Source organism: Candidatus Melainabacteria bacterium (assembly GCA_003963305.1).
GTDB lineage: Bacteria > Cyanobacteriota > Vampirovibrionia > Obscuribacterales > Obscuribacteraceae > PALSA-1081.
In genome coordinates, this window is record RXJR01000001.1 from 25,723 (window position 1) to 45,036 (window position 19,314).

The 19,314-nt window shown below is 49.9% G+C and carries 14 protein-coding genes; 6 read left to right on the plus strand and 8 right to left on the minus strand.

The features are described from left to right. Positions 1 to 55: 55 nt before the first annotated feature. Together EKK48_00110 and EKK48_00115 are read left to right on the plus strand one after the other, a co-directional pair. A complete protein-coding gene (locus EKK48_00110) occupies positions 56 to 1,462 on the plus strand; it encodes a UDP-glucose/GDP-mannose dehydrogenase family protein (GenBank protein RTL45782.1) in 1,407 nt (468 codons plus the stop codon). After that, positions 1,462 to 2,415 (plus strand): SDR family oxidoreductase, encoded by a 954-nt coding sequence (locus EKK48_00115; protein ID RTL45783.1) that lies wholly within the window; start codon positions 1,462 to 1,464, stop codon positions 2,413 to 2,415. The genes EKK48_00110 and EKK48_00115 overlap by 1 nt, the downstream gene beginning before the upstream one ends. A gap of 322 nt (positions 2,416 to 2,737) precedes the next feature. Here EKK48_00115 and EKK48_00120 read toward each other — a convergent pair whose 3' ends face one another. From EKK48_00120 to EKK48_00130, 3 genes are all read right to left on the minus strand, one after another. Next, on the minus strand, positions 2,738 to 3,589 hold the full coding sequence (locus EKK48_00120; protein RTL45784.1) for a hypothetical protein: 852 nt from the start codon (positions 3,587 to 3,589) through the stop codon (positions 2,738 to 2,740). Then, a complete protein-coding gene (locus EKK48_00125; GenBank protein ID RTL45785.1) occupies positions 3,590 to 4,753 on the minus strand; it encodes a glycosyltransferase in 1,164 nt (387 codons plus the stop codon). A 400-nt stretch (positions 4,754 to 5,153) separates the two neighbouring features. Beyond that, the gene (locus EKK48_00130) at positions 5,154 to 8,888 is read right to left on the minus strand and encodes a diguanylate cyclase (protein RTL45786.1); all 3,735 of its coding nucleotides are present in this window, start codon (positions 8,886 to 8,888) and stop codon (positions 5,154 to 5,156) included. A gap of 168 nt (positions 8,889 to 9,056) precedes the next feature. On the opposite strand from EKK48_00130, the gene EKK48_00135 reads away from it, so the two are divergent. Beyond that, entirely contained in the window at positions 9,057 to 9,806 is a 750-nt protein-coding gene (locus EKK48_00135) for a class I SAM-dependent methyltransferase (GenBank protein RTL45787.1), read from the plus strand. 82 nt (positions 9,807 to 9,888) lie between these two features. On the opposite strand, the gene EKK48_00140 is transcribed toward EKK48_00135, so the two are convergent. After that, a complete protein-coding gene (locus EKK48_00140) occupies positions 9,889 to 10,161 on the minus strand; it encodes a hypothetical protein (protein ID RTL46237.1) in 273 nt (90 codons plus the stop codon). Between the two features lie 329 nt (positions 10,162 to 10,490). Here EKK48_00140 and EKK48_00145 point away from each other — a divergent pair, with 329 nt between their 5' ends. Both EKK48_00145 and EKK48_00150 read left to right on the plus strand, forming a co-directional pair. Then, positions 10,491 to 11,552, plus strand: a complete 1,062-nt coding sequence (locus EKK48_00145) for an extracellular solute-binding protein (GenBank protein RTL45788.1) — start codon at positions 10,491 to 10,493, stop codon at positions 11,550 to 11,552. 7 nt (positions 11,553 to 11,559) lie between these two features. Next, positions 11,560 to 12,795 (plus strand): glycosyltransferase, encoded by a 1,236-nt coding sequence (locus EKK48_00150; GenBank protein RTL45789.1) that lies wholly within the window; start codon positions 11,560 to 11,562, stop codon positions 12,793 to 12,795. On the opposite strand, the gene EKK48_00155 is transcribed toward EKK48_00150, so the two are convergent. Then, positions 12,792 to 14,489, minus strand: a complete 1,698-nt coding sequence (locus EKK48_00155) for a hypothetical protein (protein RTL45790.1) — start codon at positions 14,487 to 14,489, stop codon at positions 12,792 to 12,794. The two genes, EKK48_00150 and EKK48_00155, sit on opposite strands and share 4 nt — an antisense overlap. 181 nt (positions 14,490 to 14,670) lie before the next feature. Here EKK48_00155 and EKK48_00160 point away from each other — a divergent pair, with 181 nt between their 5' ends. Continuing rightward, complete coding sequence (locus EKK48_00160) at positions 14,671 to 15,687, plus strand: glycosyltransferase (GenBank protein ID RTL45791.1); 1,017 nt, start codon at positions 14,671 to 14,673, stop codon at positions 15,685 to 15,687. Here the strand turns inward: EKK48_00160 and EKK48_00165 are convergent. From EKK48_00165 to EKK48_00175, 3 genes are read right to left on the minus strand one after another with little or no spacing between them, the layout of a single operon-like run. After that, the gene (locus tag EKK48_00165; GenBank protein RTL45792.1) at positions 15,650 to 16,786 is read right to left on the minus strand and encodes an ABC transporter ATP-binding protein; all 1,137 of its coding nucleotides are present in this window, start codon (positions 16,784 to 16,786) and stop codon (positions 15,650 to 15,652) included. The two genes, EKK48_00160 and EKK48_00165, sit on opposite strands and share 38 nt — an antisense overlap. Beyond that, complete coding sequence (locus EKK48_00170; GenBank protein RTL45793.1) at positions 16,783 to 17,496, minus strand: class I SAM-dependent methyltransferase; 714 nt, start codon at positions 17,494 to 17,496, stop codon at positions 16,783 to 16,785. Before EKK48_00170 ends, EKK48_00165 begins: the two co-directional genes overlap by 4 nt. After that, the gene (locus tag EKK48_00175; protein RTL45794.1) at positions 17,493 to 19,196 is read right to left on the minus strand and encodes a PucR family transcriptional regulator; all 1,704 of its coding nucleotides are present in this window, start codon (positions 19,194 to 19,196) and stop codon (positions 17,493 to 17,495) included. Before EKK48_00175 ends, EKK48_00170 begins: the two co-directional genes overlap by 4 nt. Positions 19,197 to 19,314 lie beyond the last annotated feature (118 nt).

Consider the following 19,314-nt stretch of genomic DNA (forward strand, 5'->3'; position numbering starts at 1 on the left):
AATCTGCCATTGATCGTCTCAAGTCTTCGGACTACTCACCCATAGGATTTGCATAGTGGACATTTCTGTAATCGGAGCCGGATACGTCGGACTGGTAACCAGCGCCATGCTTGCGCGTCTTGGCAACCAGGTCATAGCGGTTGATTCAAATCGAGAAAAATTGGAAAGCCTTAAACAAGGCAAAGCGCCATTCTTCGAACCGGGATTAGACGAGTTGCTGACTGATGCAATTAATTCAGGCTTTCTCAAGTTTTCAGACAGCATCGAACAAGCCGTCGCCAAATCAGAAGTGATCTTTATCGCAGTTGGTACACCACCGCTCTCGAACGGTGAGTCAGACCTGTCTCAGGTTATGGCTGTAGCTCGCGCTATTGGTCGTTCGCTTGACTCGTCGAGACGACGCATTATCGTTAACAAATCTACCGTTCCAGTCGGCTCGGGCAACTGGGTTGAAATGCTGGTGAGCCAGGGCGTTCAGAGTGTGCAACCAGTTGCGGCTGGCACTTCTCGCGCTGACGCCAGTCGTTCCAACGCTCCCGCTTTCACTGTGGTCAGCAATCCTGAATTTCTCAGAGAAGGAAGCGCGATAACTGACTCCTTCTATCCTGACAGAATCGTCGTCGGCGCTTCAGACGATCAGGCTGCAAGCCTGATGAAACAACTCTATAAGCCAATCTTGAGTCAGACATTCGAAGCTCCTGCTTACGCTCCACGTCCGGCAAATTTCACGACCGTGCCGTTTGTTATCACTGACGTGCCGAGCGCTGAATTGATCAAGTATTCCGCCAACGCGTTTCTTGCATTGAAGATCAGTTTTGCCAACGAAATCGCTGGACTTTGCGAGAAAGTCGGAGCCGATGTTCGTCAAATCGTACGCGGCATCGGGCTGGACAAGCGCATCGGCTCGAACTTCCTCAGCGCCGGCGTTGGCTGGGGCGGTAGCTGCTTCGGCAAAGATATTGGCGCGCTCCAACAAGTTGCTCGCGAATATAGCTATCCCACACCACTGCTGGAAGCGACCTGCGAAGTCAACGCTCGCCAGCGTCTTGTAGTGATCAAAAAGCTGCAAGAAGACTTGAAGATTTTGAAAGGGCGCACAGTAGGTTTGATGGGACTTTCCTTCAAACCAAACACTGATGACCTCAGAGACGCTCCGAGTTTAACGATTGCCAGACAACTCTTGAAGATGGGCGCATCAGTAAAGGTGTACGACCCTGTTTCCAATGAAATTTGCCGCACTATGAATCCAGATCTCGATCTGGTCTACTGCGACACGCTGGTGCATCTCGCCACCGATTCCGATGCACTCGTACTGGTCACGGAATGGGAAGAATTCATTCGCACAGATTGGAAAGCACTGGCGAAAGTCATGCGCTATCCACTCATTATCGATGGTCGCAATACCCTGCTTGAAGCTGATGTGACCGGTGCCGATTTGATTTACAGGGGGATTGGACACTAATGAGAGTACTCATCACAGGCGGTGCCGGCTTCATCGGATCACATCTCGTAGATCGCATGATCGCAGATGGGCACAGCGTTGTCGTCATGGACAACCTGATTACAGGCAATTTGCAGAACATTGCCCGCCATACCTCCAACACAAAATTCGAGTTCATTCATCACAACGTCAGCAATCACATTCACGTTGCCGGAAATCTCGACTGGGTAATCCACTTCGCATCGCCAGCAAGCCCGATCGATTACTTGAATTTGCCAATCGAGACACTGAAGGTGAACTCACTCGGCACCCATAACACGCTGGGATTGGCTCTCAGCAAAGGCGCCAAATATTTCCTGGCGAGCACCTCTGAATGTTATGGAGACCCTGAGGTTCATCCACAACCCGAATCATATTGGGGTCACGTCAACCCGATCGGACCTCGCGGTGTGTACGACGAAGCCAAACGTTTCGCGGAAGCTATAACCATGGCTTATCACCACAAACATAATCTGGATTCGAGAATCATCCGTATCTTCAATTGCTATGGACCGCGCCTGAGATTCAATGACGGCCGTGTCGTATCCAATTTCATTCACCAGGCCCTGACAAACAAGCCGCTCACCATATACGGTGAAGGTTCACAAACTCGCAGCTTCCAGTACGTTTCAGATCTGGTCGAAGGAATTGTGCGCTTGATGGGTGTCAAATTCCACGAACCAGTCAATCTCGGCAATCCGCAGGAGCGGACGGTTGCAGAACTGGCCACATTGATCAAGGAGCTCACCGGTTCCAAGAGCGAAATCGTTTATGAACCGCTACCGACAGATGATCCAAAGCGTCGCTTGCCGGACATTACCCGTGCCAAGAAACTGCTCGACTGGACACCGGAGAAAGACCTGGTGGAAGGGCTGAATACGACGATTGCCTGGTATCGCGAGCATCTGCCGCAGTTTGCTGCTGCGCAGAAGTAGTGATGCACCCGAGACGGGTGCGTTCCATGTTTCCGGCAATGCACCCGAGACGGGTGCGCTCCATGGCGAGCACCAGATTTGGTGCACGTGAAAATACAATCAAGCCCCTCTTCCGGTTCACCCACCGGGCAAAGAGGGGCCTGCTCCTAATTTGCTCTTTCGAGACGGAGAAATATTCGACTCCGTTAGACCTAGTGTCCTCGCCCCGCATGGTGAGACTTATCCCGGGAACCGTGAGGTTCATCCGCTGGGAGAGGGGTTCCGGACCATTCGATCTGAATCCATCATAGCCACCACTTAACAACCGGTCAAGAGGTAAATATCAAGTTTTAGAAACGGGACCAAATTGAAGCCAGCGCTGCTCTCCAGTCAGTCGTCTCACCAAACCGCCCCGAAAGCGAATGAATTGCTGCAATAAATGAATCTCAACTGCACTGATCGGAGGCTGCGAAAATTCAATCGCATGTCTCTTGCATAGATAGTCCAAATACGAACCTGGTGGTGGCGCCTTTTGTTTGTTCAAACCAATTCTACGAATCATCTCGTTCCAGAGATGAACCACAATAGACGCGCTTACCGCACTTTCGACAGTGCCAAACAAAGCTGGATCCCAGAAATATAAGTACTGATGCCACTCGATCGCATAACAAAGGCTGATGGGTTGCGCGCTTTCGGACAGATGAAAACCTTCTAAAGTTTCAGTGAGCAGTTTTGGACCTGTTTGCCCCCAGACCAAATTCTGCCCGCTCGCCTCCGCTCCTTCCAAACATGCTTGCATAACGGCACTGCCCGCCGGGAAATAGAGCATGCCGTTGTTTATTCGCTTGCCCTCCTCAAATGCGAAAAAAGAATCGTACTGAGGAATGTCGGCAGAAAGGCAGATGATGTCCATGTCTACCCACCAGCCGCCACGCTGTGCTAGTAGCGCATAGCGGAATTTATTGGCAAAAGCAGCTACGCTACCGGCTCCTGGACCGCTGTTGTAAAAGAAGACCTGGTCTCGCGGCACAATCTCGTTGGCATCGCACAACTCAGTACCAACAGGCACCGCCATCTCTTCATATGTGTAGAGACGGAAAGCATGTCCGTGATCCAGAAATGATTTGATACATAGCACCTCATATGGTGTCAAAGACTTCCCGTACCAGAATGAGTTGAACTGATGCTGCGACATCTACGACACCTTGCTTATGGCGCGAGAATACACCATAGACAGTTTAGGTTTTACAACTGGTGCGGAAAATTGCTCATTAAAATGCTTCAAAACATTGGCTGAATAAAGCTCGTTAACGGCTGGATTCAGCAAGGTCACTATGTTTTCCGCAAGTTCTTTTCTCTCGCGAGTTGAACATATCAATCCATCCACACCGTGCTCAACTATTTCTGTTATGGGCGGATAGTTGCTGCATACTGATGGAATACCAAGCGCCATAACATGCAGCAAAATCAGCGGCAATCCGTCGAAATTTGTCGGATAAGCAAACACAGTAATCGACGGCAGAATCTCATTCAACAGAGTGTCGCGGTCGACAGCCTCTTCCCAGATGATGTTTCGCTCAGCCGCTACAGCTGACGATAGCTGCGGCTTCGAACCGACTATATGCAGCACACAATCAGGATAGACTTTTCGCACTAGTTCGAAAGCTTCCAAAACAGCCGGACCGCCTTTGATCTCAAAATCTCTGGCAACGAAGCCGATCTTCAGGGGATTTGTGTGGCCGCGAGCAGCCACTGATAAAGGCAAATACGGAGGGATAATATCAACTTTAGAGCTTGGAACGAGACCCTTTTCGATGTACCAATCACTCATGAACTTAGTGAACGCGATAGCATCGTCAGCGCCCTTCAATCGATATGATGGATGCACCAGTCCCGTTAAAACACAAAGCAATATCTCCATTCCTTCGGTTAGTTTCAACTTGATCTCTGAAAAATTTCTCGCGTCACGGTACAGAAAATGATGCGAAACGGAATTGCTCACGACGAGCGGACAGTCCAGAGAGACGAAACGAACACCAAACATATGCAAATGAACGATGTCATATGCGCCGGGACTAACTGAAAAGAAGCGAAATGGCTCCCAGAAGAGAAGCCGCCTCTGACGACACCAATCCACGAATCGCAAGAAGCACCACAAAAAGAGTTCTGAAAAAGCATTAGGTCCTCTCACGGCCGAAGACCAACGCCCATGCTCGATCAATGTACCTTTCCTCAAGGCGTCGTCGTACGTGTCGTAAACAACACCTTCAGGTGGATCTTCCAAAAGCAGCTCAGTATAAGTAACATCGCCACCGGGCGGGTCCAATTCTTTTAATGGACTGATCAAAAGAACCCGCACGGCCTTCCCCTGTAGACTATATTCGAATTATGATCAAAAATGCATAAAATCAAGCTGGCAAGCGCATTTCAAAGCACAACAGCCACTCAATATACACAAAGAACAGACGAACATCATCACCGCAAAGAGCTATTTTTCAGGACACCTGATGGCTGAACAGTTCAAAGCGCCATCTAATGCGCAATACCTCAATAACGGACGGTAGCGTACTGTCCACACACATTGTGACGTAGTGTATAGCCGACTGACCACAGTGATATCCGTGTGCGACACAGATTACTATTACGTGCAACCCGGACTGCTATAACGCGCGACACGGAGTACTATTTACCAGCTCCCAACGTACAACATAGTCGACCAGACCATTCCAATAGCGAAGAACATAGTCTACCAATCACAACTACTGTGATTTAGACTTACCGCCTTCCTTCTGAATGATAGAAACAAAGATCTTCACGAGACGCGGATCCCATTCCTTACCAGCGCCCTCCTGAATGACCTTGAGAGCCTCTTCTTTAGACATGCTTGGTCGGTAAGGGCGATCACTGGTCATCGCCGTATAAGCGTCAACGAGAGCGATTATACGCGAGCCCGGCGGAATTTCGTTTTCACGCATGCCTTTGGGATAGCCGCTGCCATCCCAGTGCTCGTGATAAGCCTCGATGATTTGACCAACACGATGCAACAATTTCGCAGGTTCCAGAAGCTTAGCGCCTACGACCGGGCTGCGCTTGATCATCTCCATCTCTTCAGGAGTGAGTGGTCCTTTCTTTTGCAGAACATCTTCTGGAACCGCTATTTTGCCCAGATTGCTCATGACTGCGGCCAGCGACACGACTTCGGCTTCTTCTTTCGAGAGATGCAAAGCCTGTGCGATTCGGCTTGCGTATCCATAAGCGCGTGGTGAACGTTCTTCACTGTAGGCATCCTTCGTTTCAACGGCGCGCATAATCTGAGCAAAAACACCCAGAATGCCCTTTTCGGCGACCATCTCGAGGTCTATCAAACCGCCCTCTGCAGTTGGGGCTGGTGGCATACGATCGACCTGCAGAACCGGAGCATTACCATCTTTGATGCTCGGCATCAAATCTTCAGCCACGGAGCAGACTTGATTCCTTCCTCTGTGCTTAGCGAGGAACAAGGCCTGGTCAGCTAATTCGAACAGTTTTTCACGATCTTGCGCGTCATACGGGAATGTTGCCAGACCAACCGAAGCAGTAATAGTACCGATATCTTCGATTGGTTTTTCTCTGATTGCTGCGCAGATTCTCTCTGCCACCATGCGGGCGTGCTGTAAATCTGTTTCAGGCAGAAGCACGACAAACTCTTCTCCACCGAATCTGCCGACAGTATCAACATCTCGAACACTGCGCTTTGTCACATTAGCAATGTGTTTAATGGCAACGTCTCCGAAGTGGTGCCCGAGAGTGTCGTTGATCTTTTTCAGATAATCGAGGTCAACGATAATGAACGAAAAGGCATGACCAAATCTTTGAAAGCGATCGATTTCTTTAGCAAGCTGTTCCTGGAAATAACGACGATTGAACAAGCCCGTCATTGGGTCGGTTACAGCTTGCTGCTCTACCTGCGCAAACAGCTCAGCGTGGGAAACCACAACTGCAGTTCGGTCAGCCAGGTCTGCCACCATTTTCATATCCTTCTCAGCGAACGGTCGTTGACGGTGACATGACACCATAGCCAGTGCCGCTTTGAAATTACCGGCATGCACAAGCGGCACTAAAGTCGCTGACTTGAAGGAATCTGGCGCAACAATGTCGTTGTATGCGAGATTGTTTTTCAACTCATGCGCAGTCAGAAATATGGTTCGCCCTTCCGCCAATTCTTCCTTCATACAACGGAAAAGCTGTTCGCCAAAAGTCGGCTCGTCTTTGGCATCAGCGCCTCGAGAATCCGGACCTCTAGCATCACCGTTGCGATCTGCTTTGTCTTTTTCAGGCTTCGGTGGCGTGAGCGGACCAGCAGTTTTCGACTGAAAGAAGCGATCGGTTTGATTATCGTATAGAGAAACGACACAAGATCCCAGATCAAAATATTCCTGCAACGATCCTACCAGCGTGCCCATGATCTGGTCTACTTCCTTGAGCGACTGACGAATTTCGCTGGATACTTTATTGATCAGGTCAGCTCTCGACTGATCGGCTCTGATTTGCTGAATAGCTTGATCTGCACGAATAACGTTTGAAAGGTGACCGGCGATAGTTAATCCCAGTTCGCGGTCTTGTGGTCTGAACTGAGGTTTATTCGGAAGTCGCTGCCATAAGCCGACTACACCGAGCCGCTCCCCTTCTGACACCAGTGGTAATACCAGAGCCATATCATGCCCGAAGAAAGGATCACCTTTACGCGTAAATTCAGCATTTACGATCTTGCCTCGCCCTGAGTCGAACACCGCTACGAAGGGATCATCCTTCATAGTCAAAGGCACAGCGGCATTGTTGCCGTCTTGAATCTGGGGAATCAGTTCCTTCTCTTCATGACTGTATAAATAGATCTGAGAATGCGTAAAGCCCATATGCTCCGCTACCAGAGTTACAGACTTGACGAGCGATTCCTGACTGGTCTGCCCCCGAGACTCACGGAATAAGCTGGCAATTTCGTTAATCAGCTTCATTTCTTTCGCGTCCATCTCGATTTTCGATTGGTCGAAAGACTGCTGAACTACAACTGAGAGCATTTCAGCGACGCACTGCAAAATGACTGCATCTTGATGGCTCCAGTCGCGAATTTTTCCGCACTGTTGAAGCTCCAGAAATCCAGAAAAGATACCGCGAGAACGCAACTGAACCATCAGACGCGCTCGCACGTCGCCCAGTTCGATCAGAGATGACAGCGTCGGAGACATTTTGTGCAAGTTTGTGTCCTGCGATGTATCAGGAATGCTGATTACACCAGCCCCAGACTCGTCGGGGAAACGAGAGAGGAACTCGAGAACGATTGCCGTCGACTCTTGCGAACCCAGTTGGTTGCCGGCAAAGCAAGTGTGTCCGCTCATGGCGAATTCGTTGGTTACAGCCAATTGATCGCCAACAACCTGCCAGATCAGACCGCGCTCGGCTCCAACCACTGTGGTGAGCGTCTCGATAGCAAACTGCAAAATAGAAGAGAGATCGTTGGAATGCCGCAGCTGACCGATGATGTCACTGATGATGGACTGCGCGGCGGGTGGAAAAACTGCTGCCTGCGTGGCGTTCTGCTGATCATCTGCACCGTCGTGGTCTTCCTCGACGATTTTCTGCATGCGCCGATTCAGTTCTTCGTCGTCTTCGACTTCATCAATTTCAAATTCCTGGGCTGGAATAGTCGAAGCCGCGACGGCTGGGTCGAACTGGGGCATTGATGACAACGCCTGCTGGATCGGCATCGGCGGGGCTGAGGGCGAGCGACTGCTGTCTTTATAAGGTCGGTATTTCGCCCCGGCTAGACCCGGGTTCCCCCCGGGCTCAATGGCGATGGGCTGAATTTTGCCTGACTCAGAGAACAGAGTCGAAATGTCATGCTGGAACGCCTCGTCTTTACTGGCGTTCAGGTCAGTCGGCTGCAAAATCAGGCTTTGCTGGATGGGCGAGGCTTTGACGATAGGCCAGGCGGAGCGAATTCTTTGCATGTAGGGCGGGGCACTTCCGCAAGGTCCAAGGTTGACCCGGGCATCTTCAAGACGGTTGCTCTCGGCCGGGTCTAACCGCTGCCAGGTAGGCAGAAGCCAGTTAAAAGCCTGCCGGACAATTTGAGGGTCCATTGAACCAGAACATTGAAATTTATCAGCCGTTGGCGACTCGAGTGCTTGCATTCCATAGACGATCAAGCACAAACCGCGGCTCTCAATCAGGAAACACCATTCGTCTGGTGGCTCCTCACGGTCTTCGGAGAAGGTCGAGACGCAGAAAGCATCCTTCATCAGTTCTCGAAAACGAGGTCCACTTGGAAGGTAACGCGCCGCTGTATGCGTCGACCAGTAGACCATTACAGGCGCAAGACGCTCATCCACCGCCAATTGCTCGACAGTTCTGATGAACGGTAAGAATTTTGCCTGCGCCAGAATGCTTAATGGCAGCGCGCCGGGACCGGCTTGCTGAACCAGCATCATCTGCAGTTGTGTTCGGCCTGGCTCCGCCATAAGCCCACCTTAACAGCTACTAATCAATCTGTAATTGTACCCTCGCCATAACTTTAGATACCCAAACAGACACAGTTTCAATCCATATTTTAGTGTCAAAATTTGTGCTTTATCAGACGTAAACCTCGACCCCGGCGATTTAAGTGCGTATAGTTTTACCGTGCTACCATGGGCAACCTCGCGCAGGTAGCGATTCTGCGCCTTCTTAAGAGCATCGAGATGACAAGCGACAACTCCGCGACGCCAGCAACGACGAGCAAAATCGACGCTCTCTTGTCGTCAGAAAACTACAGAAACAACATCGAATTCTGGAATAGAGCCTGGAATGGGGTGAAAACTCCATACACGCAAATGCCGGACTTGCCCTACCTGCCATCGATTCCAGCCTGGCTTCTGGAGCGAAAAGTGGAGCGCGTTCTGGACCTGGGCTGCGGAAGCGGCTGGCTCTCAATCTTTCTGGCCAGACAGGGATTCAAAGTGACCGGCATCGATGTAGCGGCGCATGCCCTGGAACTCGGTCAACAATGGGCCGAACAGGAAAATCTGACTATACAGTTCGACATCGGCGACATAGCCACAATGGACTACGCCCCGGGCTCATTCGACGCAATCGTGGCAAACTCAATTTTTGAGCACTTCACATACGATCTGGCGGAAGAAACTATAGCCAAGCTGAAGACAGTTCTCACTCCGAGGGGCGGATTCATCGGCTGCTTTGACAAAGTAGGAACCGGACCCGGGGAATATTTCGAACTGGCTGACGGCTCCCACATTTATACGGATAAAGCACGACAGGGTATGTTGTTACGCTATTTCCCGGACAAAGAACTGGAAAAGCTGTTTAAAGACTGGACCATCACAAAATTCGAAGAATTCGGCTCAGGAAGCCGCTTTGTCTGCGCCCACCTGGGTAAATAGTCTCACACCATATTTGGTGAATATGATGACAAGCAAAAGAAGCACACGGACGGTGTGCTTCCAGCATAAAAACGGCTATAGCTTAGCGATTGCCAGATTTACCGCCGGCTTCGCCGCCTTTGCGTCCAATCGCTGACATGTGCTCCCGATTCTGGCTTACGGCCTCGCCACCCTTACGTCCGATCTGGGACATATGATCGCGATTCTGGCTGACAGCCTGTCCACCTTTACTTGCGATCGACTTCTGCTGGGCCGGGTCCATCGCTGCGAATCCACGTTCGCCTCGCTTCTTGGCAGACTTTGTCTCTACGTTTTGCTGCCCTTCACCAACCGGCGGTTCAAACTTCTGTTCCATATTTTGCTGCATAACTTTGGTCCTCCTCGACAGGCTCGATGACGGAACGCTCTGAAGTCTGGTTCCACTGCCTCAGTTAATTGGGTCGGTCCTCAACATCGTGTCACGCGAGCAATTTGGAGAATGTCTCTATTGATGGCGCTTTTGAGCGATCGGGACGACACGGATTTGGGTTCAATATTCCAGGTCCAAGATGAAATCTGGTGGGTTTTAAGGGCTTTTCATGTCGACTGTAAGTGACCTACAGCGCGCACTGCGGACGAGCTTGTCAACAGACACAGCGATGGTTGTGTGTCTTAAAATATTGCTCCTGGCAGAGTTTGACGTAGATGAACAGGCGGCAATTTCTCAAAGCGACTCTTAGCACCGCATTTGGTGTCGGGCTTTCCTCATGCAGTCAGAACAAGAGTCAAATCAAAACAAAAAACCAGCTCAACATTTACAGCTGGGCCGACTATTTGCATCCCTCTACAATTCCTGAATTTGAACGCCGCTATGGTATCAGGGTCGTCTATGACACTTTTGCTTCAAACGAAGCATTACTGGCGAAGTTGCAAGCTGGTGCGTCTGACTATGACATCATCGTGCCGACAAGTTACATGGTCAAGCAACTGAAGAAATTGAACAAGCTAGATGTTGTCGACCATTCCAGAATCAGGAATTTCGGAAACATAATGGAGCGATTCCGCAATCCCAAATTCGATCCCGGGCTTGAGCACTCCATTCCCTACACCTGGGGAACAACGGGCATCGGCTTCAACTCAGCTGCAATAGCGAAGAAAGACTGGCCTGTCGATACCAACATTTTTTGGAACGATAAATTTGCACATCGCATGACGCTTCTTGACGATGCTAGAGAGACGATTGGTATGTCTATGAAGCGGCAGGGAAATTCATTCAATTCCACCGAGCCGAGCCAGATCAAGTCTGGCGCAGAGGCACTGATCTCCCAAAAACCTTTGACCATGTGTTATACCTCAGATCAAGTGATCGTTCAGCTGACGTCAGGCGACAGCTGGTTGTCGCTGGTTTACAGTGGTGATGCCTATCAAGCCCAGCGAGAGAATGCGGACGTCAAATATGTAATTCCTCAAAACGGCACTTCCATCTGGCTGGACAGTCTCTGCATTCCCAACGGCGCGCCACACGTTGAAAACGCTTACAAATGGATCAATTACATGCTGGAGCCGCAAGTTGCTGCCGCTACTGCCTCTTACACGCGTTATGCTACTCCCAATCAGGCAGCATTCAAACTGATTCCAACCAATGTTGCAAAAGATCCAAACCTCTACCCGCCACCAGATGTAATGGCAAATTGCGAAGAGCTGGGCGACATAGGAAAAGCTATATTTATCTACGATCAGTTCTGGACCGAACTGAAATGCTCTTGAGGGTCGAATGACAGCAATACAAGAACGGCAGAGCGAGCAAATTCTCTTCATCTCACTCGAACACTGGGACAACGTCTGGCGCCGCAACCAGATCATCTGCGCTCAACTACTGGCACGGCACCCGCAAGCTGAAATTCTCTGGGTAGGTCCACCTACAGATCTCTGGAACATACAGGGAATCAAATCGGTTAACGCCCCGCTCGGCACGCTCTTCAGACCAGCAGGCAAGGAGATGAAGCTGTATGCGCTGAAACCTTTTAAACCGCTGCCAAATGTTGTCGGACGTAAGCTTAATGAACGCCTCTTCGTGCAGTGTGTATCGGCAGCAATCAAAAAACTGGGATGGAAGAATTACATTACCTGGGTCAACAATCAGTCATACTGCCATCTTCTGCCCTATGAGAATTCCACAAAATTGATCTACGACATCACCGATGATTGGTCGCATGCCTCTGTGCCACCACATATACTGGCGCAAGTGAAAGCAGACGATGAATGGATGCTGCACAACGCCGATGAAGTAATCGTTTGCAGCGAGGACCTCCTGAAGAACAAGCGGGACCGAAGCAAGAGCATTCACCTGATTCGAAACGGTGTAAAACTAAAACCCTACTTGCCGGAATCGCTTGTCCAGACAGCAACACCGTCCGAGATGAAGCTGGAAGGTTCGATAGCTGGATACATCGGCACTCTTCACGAAGACAGGCTGGATGTTGAGTTGGTTATTGAGAGCGCCGGCAAACTGCGGTCTATCAACTTCGTTTTCATCGGACCGAATTCTCTCACCGCCGAAAACACCCGCAGACTGACAGAGTTGCCAAACGTGCACATTTTTGGGGCGCGCCCTTACGAACAGCTGCCAGCATATATGAGCGCATTCGATATCTGTATAACACCACATGTGGTGAGTCCATTTACAGAATCGCTCGACCCAATCAAAATGTATGAATACATGGCTACCGGCAAGCCGATCGTTTCAACAGCCTGTGCCGGCTTCAGAGACTTAAGGGACCTGATTCATATTGCCGATAACACCGGTCGATTCACAAGCCTGGTAACCGTGGCAATTGAGGAAAGTAAACAGATTACCGTCAATGCCCCGAGCAACGGGGACGCCGGCACGGGCAACGCCAGCGCTGGCAGCAGGGCTCGAGTAGCTTGGGCTGGCGAGCAGACGTGGGATAAGCGCGTCGATGCTGTTGAGCAGATTTTGAACTGGAATCCCGCAGCCGCGCCAGTCTAGGGCAACACTTTGTAGAAGGCGAAATCAGTGCCACGAATCAAGAGCTTGATTCTTGGATCGTTTGCATGGTGCGACTCATCGTTCGCGTTCATAATCAAATAGTCCGGATGGTACCGATCTATAAAGCCTGGATCGTTTCCGCCCATGTAGCGAATCATATCCGCAGTCTTTTCCTGAAAGGAAGGCGTGGCTACATGCGAGACATAACAGCGCGAACCAGTCGTGCGCATCAGATATTGCTGCATGTACTGATATTCAATTTTGCTTGCAATCAGAGGCGCCTTCTGGTTCGAGGCAAGCAAGTATTTACGAACATCTTCCAGCTGGTTTGGCATCCAACTCGTCGCAGTGGTTGTATACGGATGATAACCGGTCAGGTTGTAAGTCCATTTATAGATGTTGATGACATTGTCCGGGATCGAAAAGACAAGCCACAAAGCCAGGAAAACATTGGAGCAGACAACTCTAGCAGCCCAATTGGACTGGGGCAGCTGTTGCAGCAATTTGAAAGAGAGCAAGATCAGACCAACCAGCAAATATCCGCGAGAGAAGTGCGCGGGTTGAGTGGTGACCATGATCCAGTTGTGATTCATGAGCGCAAATACACTGAGCACAAACGCACTCAGCAATCGACCTTCATTTGTTACCCACAACCATCTGGCTCGCGTGCGGTTAGTTAGCACCAGAAGCGGTGGCAAAAGCAAGAAGAAATGGTAATGAGCCGGATACGACTTGAGAGTCACTTTGCAATTGATCGTTTTCCAGTACTCTACGAGGTCGCGATGCTCGGCAATTGTGTTTAGAAAACCCAGATAGTATCCCAATCCCAGAACGGTGGGCACCGCGCAGACCGCGTATTTCTTCAAGGTGGCAAAAGCGCTGGAAGGAGCCTCCAGGCAAGTAAACATCACAAAACACGCAGCGATAGCTGTCAATTCAACACCATAGAACGGATGTGACCACCACATGATGGCTAGGCACAAGGCGAAGCTGCGCACTCTGTTTTTCGCCAGCAAGGCAAGCCCTGCGAACATAAGAGTGTGATAGTAAGCTTCGTTAGCAAAAATTCCGCTCTGAGCGACACTATCTAACCACTCCCCGCGTTGTAGCAACGCGTTCAAAGTCAGATCGCCAAAATCTTGCAGTGGTGCGCCAGCGACACCAGCCTTCAACTGCTGAGCAAGGGCGAACACCCAGCCGACACCACCGGAGAGACCACAGAAGAGAAACATCCAGGTACGCCACTTCCTCGACTTTTCAATCGAGGCTACGAACGCAAACAGACTGACAAACATCGTTACGGTGCAAATAGCGCCAATAGAGTGAAACAACACCGAAATATCTACTTTGGTCAGATGATGCAGCCAGCCGACGGCCAAGATGAATAAATGAGAGTAGTAGAACTGAGTGGGACTTAATGAAAACGGATTCGAATAAACAATTCCATTTCCAAAATCAAAAACGGAACGAGCCAGCACCATGTAGTACTGCTGATCGAATTGAATCGCTCCAGAGAAGAATCTTCCGGCCGGAGCATTGAAATAGTGCGAGAAAATCGAGCCGTAAATCGCCGCAGCCACAACTAGACCAACGAAAATCGATAAGAACCACTCGATTTTTGACGGAGCGGAATCAACTCTTAAAGAAGACTCATTATCGGTGACGACGGACTTTGTTTTTAGTTGAACTTGCAAAAGTCAAAACCTGCGGCAATATTTTCCCTGAGCAGGTGATTTTGTACTATCCGGACCGATTCTTCAATTGAACTCTTTTCATCCAGTTACATGTAACAACTATGCCAAAATGAGTCTTATTCCGCTTGATATGCCCTAAGCTTGTCATCTGGCACAAAATCGACCTGGATCTCAATCGACTATGCGCAAAGTTCTCTGGCTATTCGTGCCCTGCTTCTACGACTATCAGTCTTTTGCAGAGCTGCAAAAAAGAGCAAAATTAATCGCTTCCAAAGAGCTGCCACATTTGTCTTTGCGTTTCGTCGTAATCGACGATTCTGGCGGGCAAGATGTTGAGCTGGAAGCGCTAACCGGTAGTCCAGACGTCCAAGTGGTGACAGCTCCGTACAACCTGGGTCACCAGGGAGCCCTCGTCTTCGGTCTTAGGAAGATGTCCCTATCGATTGCAGAGGAGGACTTTGTCGTCACACTCGACTGCGATGGCGAAGATAGACCGGAAGATATTCCAAGCCTGCTCTATCCGTTACTCGAACACGAGCACAATTTGCATTCGGTATGCCTGGCTCAAAGAACGAAGCGCAACGAAAGCCTGCTGTTCAAAACGCTTTACTTCTTTTTCAAGCTGTTTTTCAGCACTCTCACAGGCACAGTCGTGCGCAATGGAAATTTCGCCGCCTACAGAGGCTGGGTAGTGAAAAACATTCTCTTCCACCCATTCTTTGACTATTGCTATTCCTCGTCCTTGCTAGCCTTACCGATCAATCGTTACAACATACCGCTGGCCAGAGGTTCTCGGTATCACGGCACAAGCAAAATGACGCTAGTCAGTCTCGTTTCGCATGGATTTAGAATGTTATTGCCGTTCTCAGAGCGCATCGCAATCCGTTCGATTATCCTGTCATTCTTTCTCTTCGCGGCAGTATCTTGCCTTGCAGGAATCTATACGGTCCTCCTGGTTTCCGGACAGAACTATCCGCTGCTGCTGGTATCAACTGCGGTGCTCGTAGGTCTAACCGCCTTGATCGCAGCGACTTCGTGCATCTTCTTCCAGATCGTGAACCAGACGAAGGCACTAAGCTTGCGAGAGTTGACATCGCCAATTTTTGTTTCCAATCAAGCTGAATTACGTGCTGAACGAGAATCGTCAAACGCAGGCACAATCACAAAGGCAGTACATCGCACGCATCAGCCGAGATAAAAACTCGAGCGTTGCCGTCCAACGTTTTTCTGTCAGATTCAACTATCGGATTGACTGCAGACAGCCTCAACTCGGTGCCACCATTAACACTGACTATATACTCCGTACAGGTGCCCTGGAAGCTGCGGTTAATAATCTGCACCGGCAAAACTTTTCCGGTTTGTGACGGACTGAAATCGTCATCCACAAAGTTAACGGCAGCTGGTTTAACCAGTGCAGCTACTCTTGTGCCAGTTGGAAGCCGATCACCTCTTATGGTGGCACAAAGCTCCAAACCAGTCGCAGTCAAAAGCCTGTAACACTGGTCGACAGAATCAACGATTTCACCTTCAATGACATTGGTCTGCCCGATGAATTTCGCTACAAACAAAGTCGCAGGAGATTTGTAAATCATCTCGGGCGTGGCCACTTGCTCTAGATTGCCCTGACAGAAAACCGCAATCCGACTGGAAAGAGCAAGAGCTTCGTTTTGATCGTGAGTAACCATAATAAAAGTCATACCAAGACGTTTTTGCAGGCGCGCTAACTCGACTTGCATCTCTTCTCGAATCTGTGGATCTAGAGCCGAGAGTGGCTCATCAAGCAACAACACTTTGGGATCGTTGACTATCGCCCGCGCAAGAGCCACACGCTGCTGCTGCCCGCCTGAAATCTGTGCCGGCAATCGGTCGATAAACTGTCCCAAACGAACCAACTCAAGCGCATCCTTTACGCGCTGAGCTATTTCAGAACTCGAGAGCATCTTCTTTGTTTTAAGGCCAAATGCAACATTCTCTCCTATTGTCAAATGAGGGAAAAGCGCATAATTTTGAAAGACCATGTTGACAGGACGCTTGTGCGGCGGCACAGACAACATGTTCACACCAGCGATGGATATGGTGCCTTCTGTCGGATGTTCGAATCCACCTATCATGCGCAGAAGCGTTGTTTTACCACAACCAGACGGACCTAAAAAACTAAAGAACTCACCGTCACCGATCGCCAGATTGATATCATTGGCGGCCAGATTTGAGCCAAACCTCTTCGTTACGTGCACTACTTCAACGGCATTTGTTGTCGCAGATCGAGGTCCGCTCTCAACAGTCTTGCTTTCGATCATGCCCCTTTCTTCCAAATACCAACGACTGTCTTGCCAAACTGATATCCCAAGATAGGATCGACTATCTGTGAAACAGGAATTAGAACTCTATCCCAAAACAAAATCTGGTCTTCAGTGGGCATGGACTGGCGCAACAACATGCGATTTCCGAGAGAGGCGAACAGCCCGACAGAATCGAGATAACGGAGCGAAACCGGCTCCAGGCTGGCTGGTATGGCAGACCGCAGTTCCTCTAAAGAATACCGCCGGTAGTGCCCAATTGCTTTGTCGAACGGCGAATAAAGGAACTGATGCGCGGGCGATAAAACAATCAAATGTCCACCGGTTCTCAAATGACCGACTGCTCCCAATGCTTCTTCTTTATCGTTCTCAATGTGCTCAAGCACATCAATGTACAAGATCGCATCGAACAGCGCAGTCTCTGGTAACTCGCTGCGAAAACCGGCCTGGGCCCGACAACAAGCAGGCAATTCACCAGCGGAAATCTTTCTTCTTATCGACTCAGTCATTTCTTGATCTGGTTCAAGACATAACCAACTGTTCTGCGAACCGTCACATAATATTTCGGTCGTTCCGCCCAAGCCAGCTCCAACCTCGAGCACGTCCCCCTTTAAAAACCGGCTGAAAGTCGAACGAAAATACTTTTTCCATCGAATCGCTTTAGCAAATAGATCCAGTTCTGAACCTACATAAGCACCGGTGCCGTTCATGCTCTCCCCTTGCCTCTTATGTTGTTTTTCATATCGCGAATCAAATAAGCAATTTGCAAATTGAGCAACACTTCTTGCGAATCAATATCAACCTTGAGAATGTCAGCAATCTGTTCCAGTCGATAACGGAGGGTATGACGGTGAATGAAAAGTGCTCGGGCAGCCGAATTCAGATTTGCTCCCTGATCTAAATAGACTCGCAAACTTTCGACCAGTTCACTCTCCCACTCGGTGTCATATGCTTCAAGTGGCGCCAGGTTTTCCTCGTAGAAACGATCGAGTTCAGGATGATCGATCATCAGGTAGAGCAGTCGTCTGATTCCCAGCTCACCATAACCAATAACAAAATCCTTATCACCATGCACCATAGAACCTATGATCAAGGCCTGCCTGGCTTCACGATAAGCTTCGGGCAGATCAACAATTGTCTGAACTATTCTCGCCGCACCCAGCTGAATTTTCGAATTGACAATACCGCCTGCAGTGACCTTAATCTTCTCAATCAGACTCTGCGCTTCTTGCTGCCAGGTAGTACCATTCTTTTCGAAGAACGGAACAACGAATACGCGCGTGCCTTCAATCTCAGTCGATGCAAATCCGTCTTCCAGAAAATTCTTGTTTGTGCCACTGCCACCGGTGACGGCGGACTCCACAGCGAAAGTACAAAGACCGTCACAAAGATCGAAGCCATAGTAGCGCTCCAATCTCTCCTGGTCTGAGGCCGAGAGGCTGTTGCCCGACAACAAATCTTTCAAAAGGCTCTGCTGGGTGACAGTGAATACAGTTCCATCACGCCTGCGTTGACTGAATTCGACCATGACGGCAACCGCTGCAGCCTGCAAGTATTCACCAATCATTTCCAGATCATCGTTGGGGCGCACCATTGCTGCTATATATCCGACCAACGTATCACTCAGCAATACTGGAAGAACTAACCTCCTGCCTACTTTTATAGGAGCGAGAAAGAAATCTTGATTCTGCGACTTCTCATGAATCGACACACGCCGGCGCACCGCTTTCGATGCCTCTTCTTCCAGTGAGCGCTGCTGACTGACCGGAGTTGCACCCATATTGCGGGAAGCTAAAACTTTGAAGTCGGCAGTCTCAACCACGACCGGTCTGTTGAGTCGATTACTGAACTCCTCAACAAGCCCTTCCAAACCTTCATCCAGAAGAAGGGACAGCAATGCTGATTGCAAACGCGCACTGGTCAATTTCAGCTCGCGTAAGAATGAAAGCCGAACATCTTCAGCCACCTGGGTTGGATCGCCAAAGCCCGGAATGAGAATTAGTGGTACTTCTTCCTCTGTACACAGCTTGGAGATTCTTTTCAGCGCAGCATCGGCACCGCCCAGGTTGACCGGCGAAGGACTCGGCACAGCCGCCGTACCAGCATTTACCGGCGTATGACTGTCGGCGGAACTTGGCTTAATCACAGCCAATGCCGACAGCCCGCTCAAAGCACTGGCCTCGAGACCGAGCAATGTCTCAATCCTACAGACAGCGAGGGAGCCCGGGCGAGGTGGCGGACTCAAAGCAGAGACGACCTGCACCACAGGACGATCTATCAAATCTTCCCCGTAAATCACCTGTGCTTCTGCCAACGCCTCAGTGTTGAGGAGTTGGCGCAGAGTGGGTTGGTGAGATAACTGAGCGTCGAGCATATCTTTCTCGCCATCGACACTACCATTATCGAGCATGGTCCGCGTTAAATCGACATCTGCGCATATACACTCGCCTCTAAAATTCTGCAGATCTAGCCTGGTAGCCCTTGAAAGAAGACATTAGCCAGTGATAACATCCGCGTTTGGAAGCCCT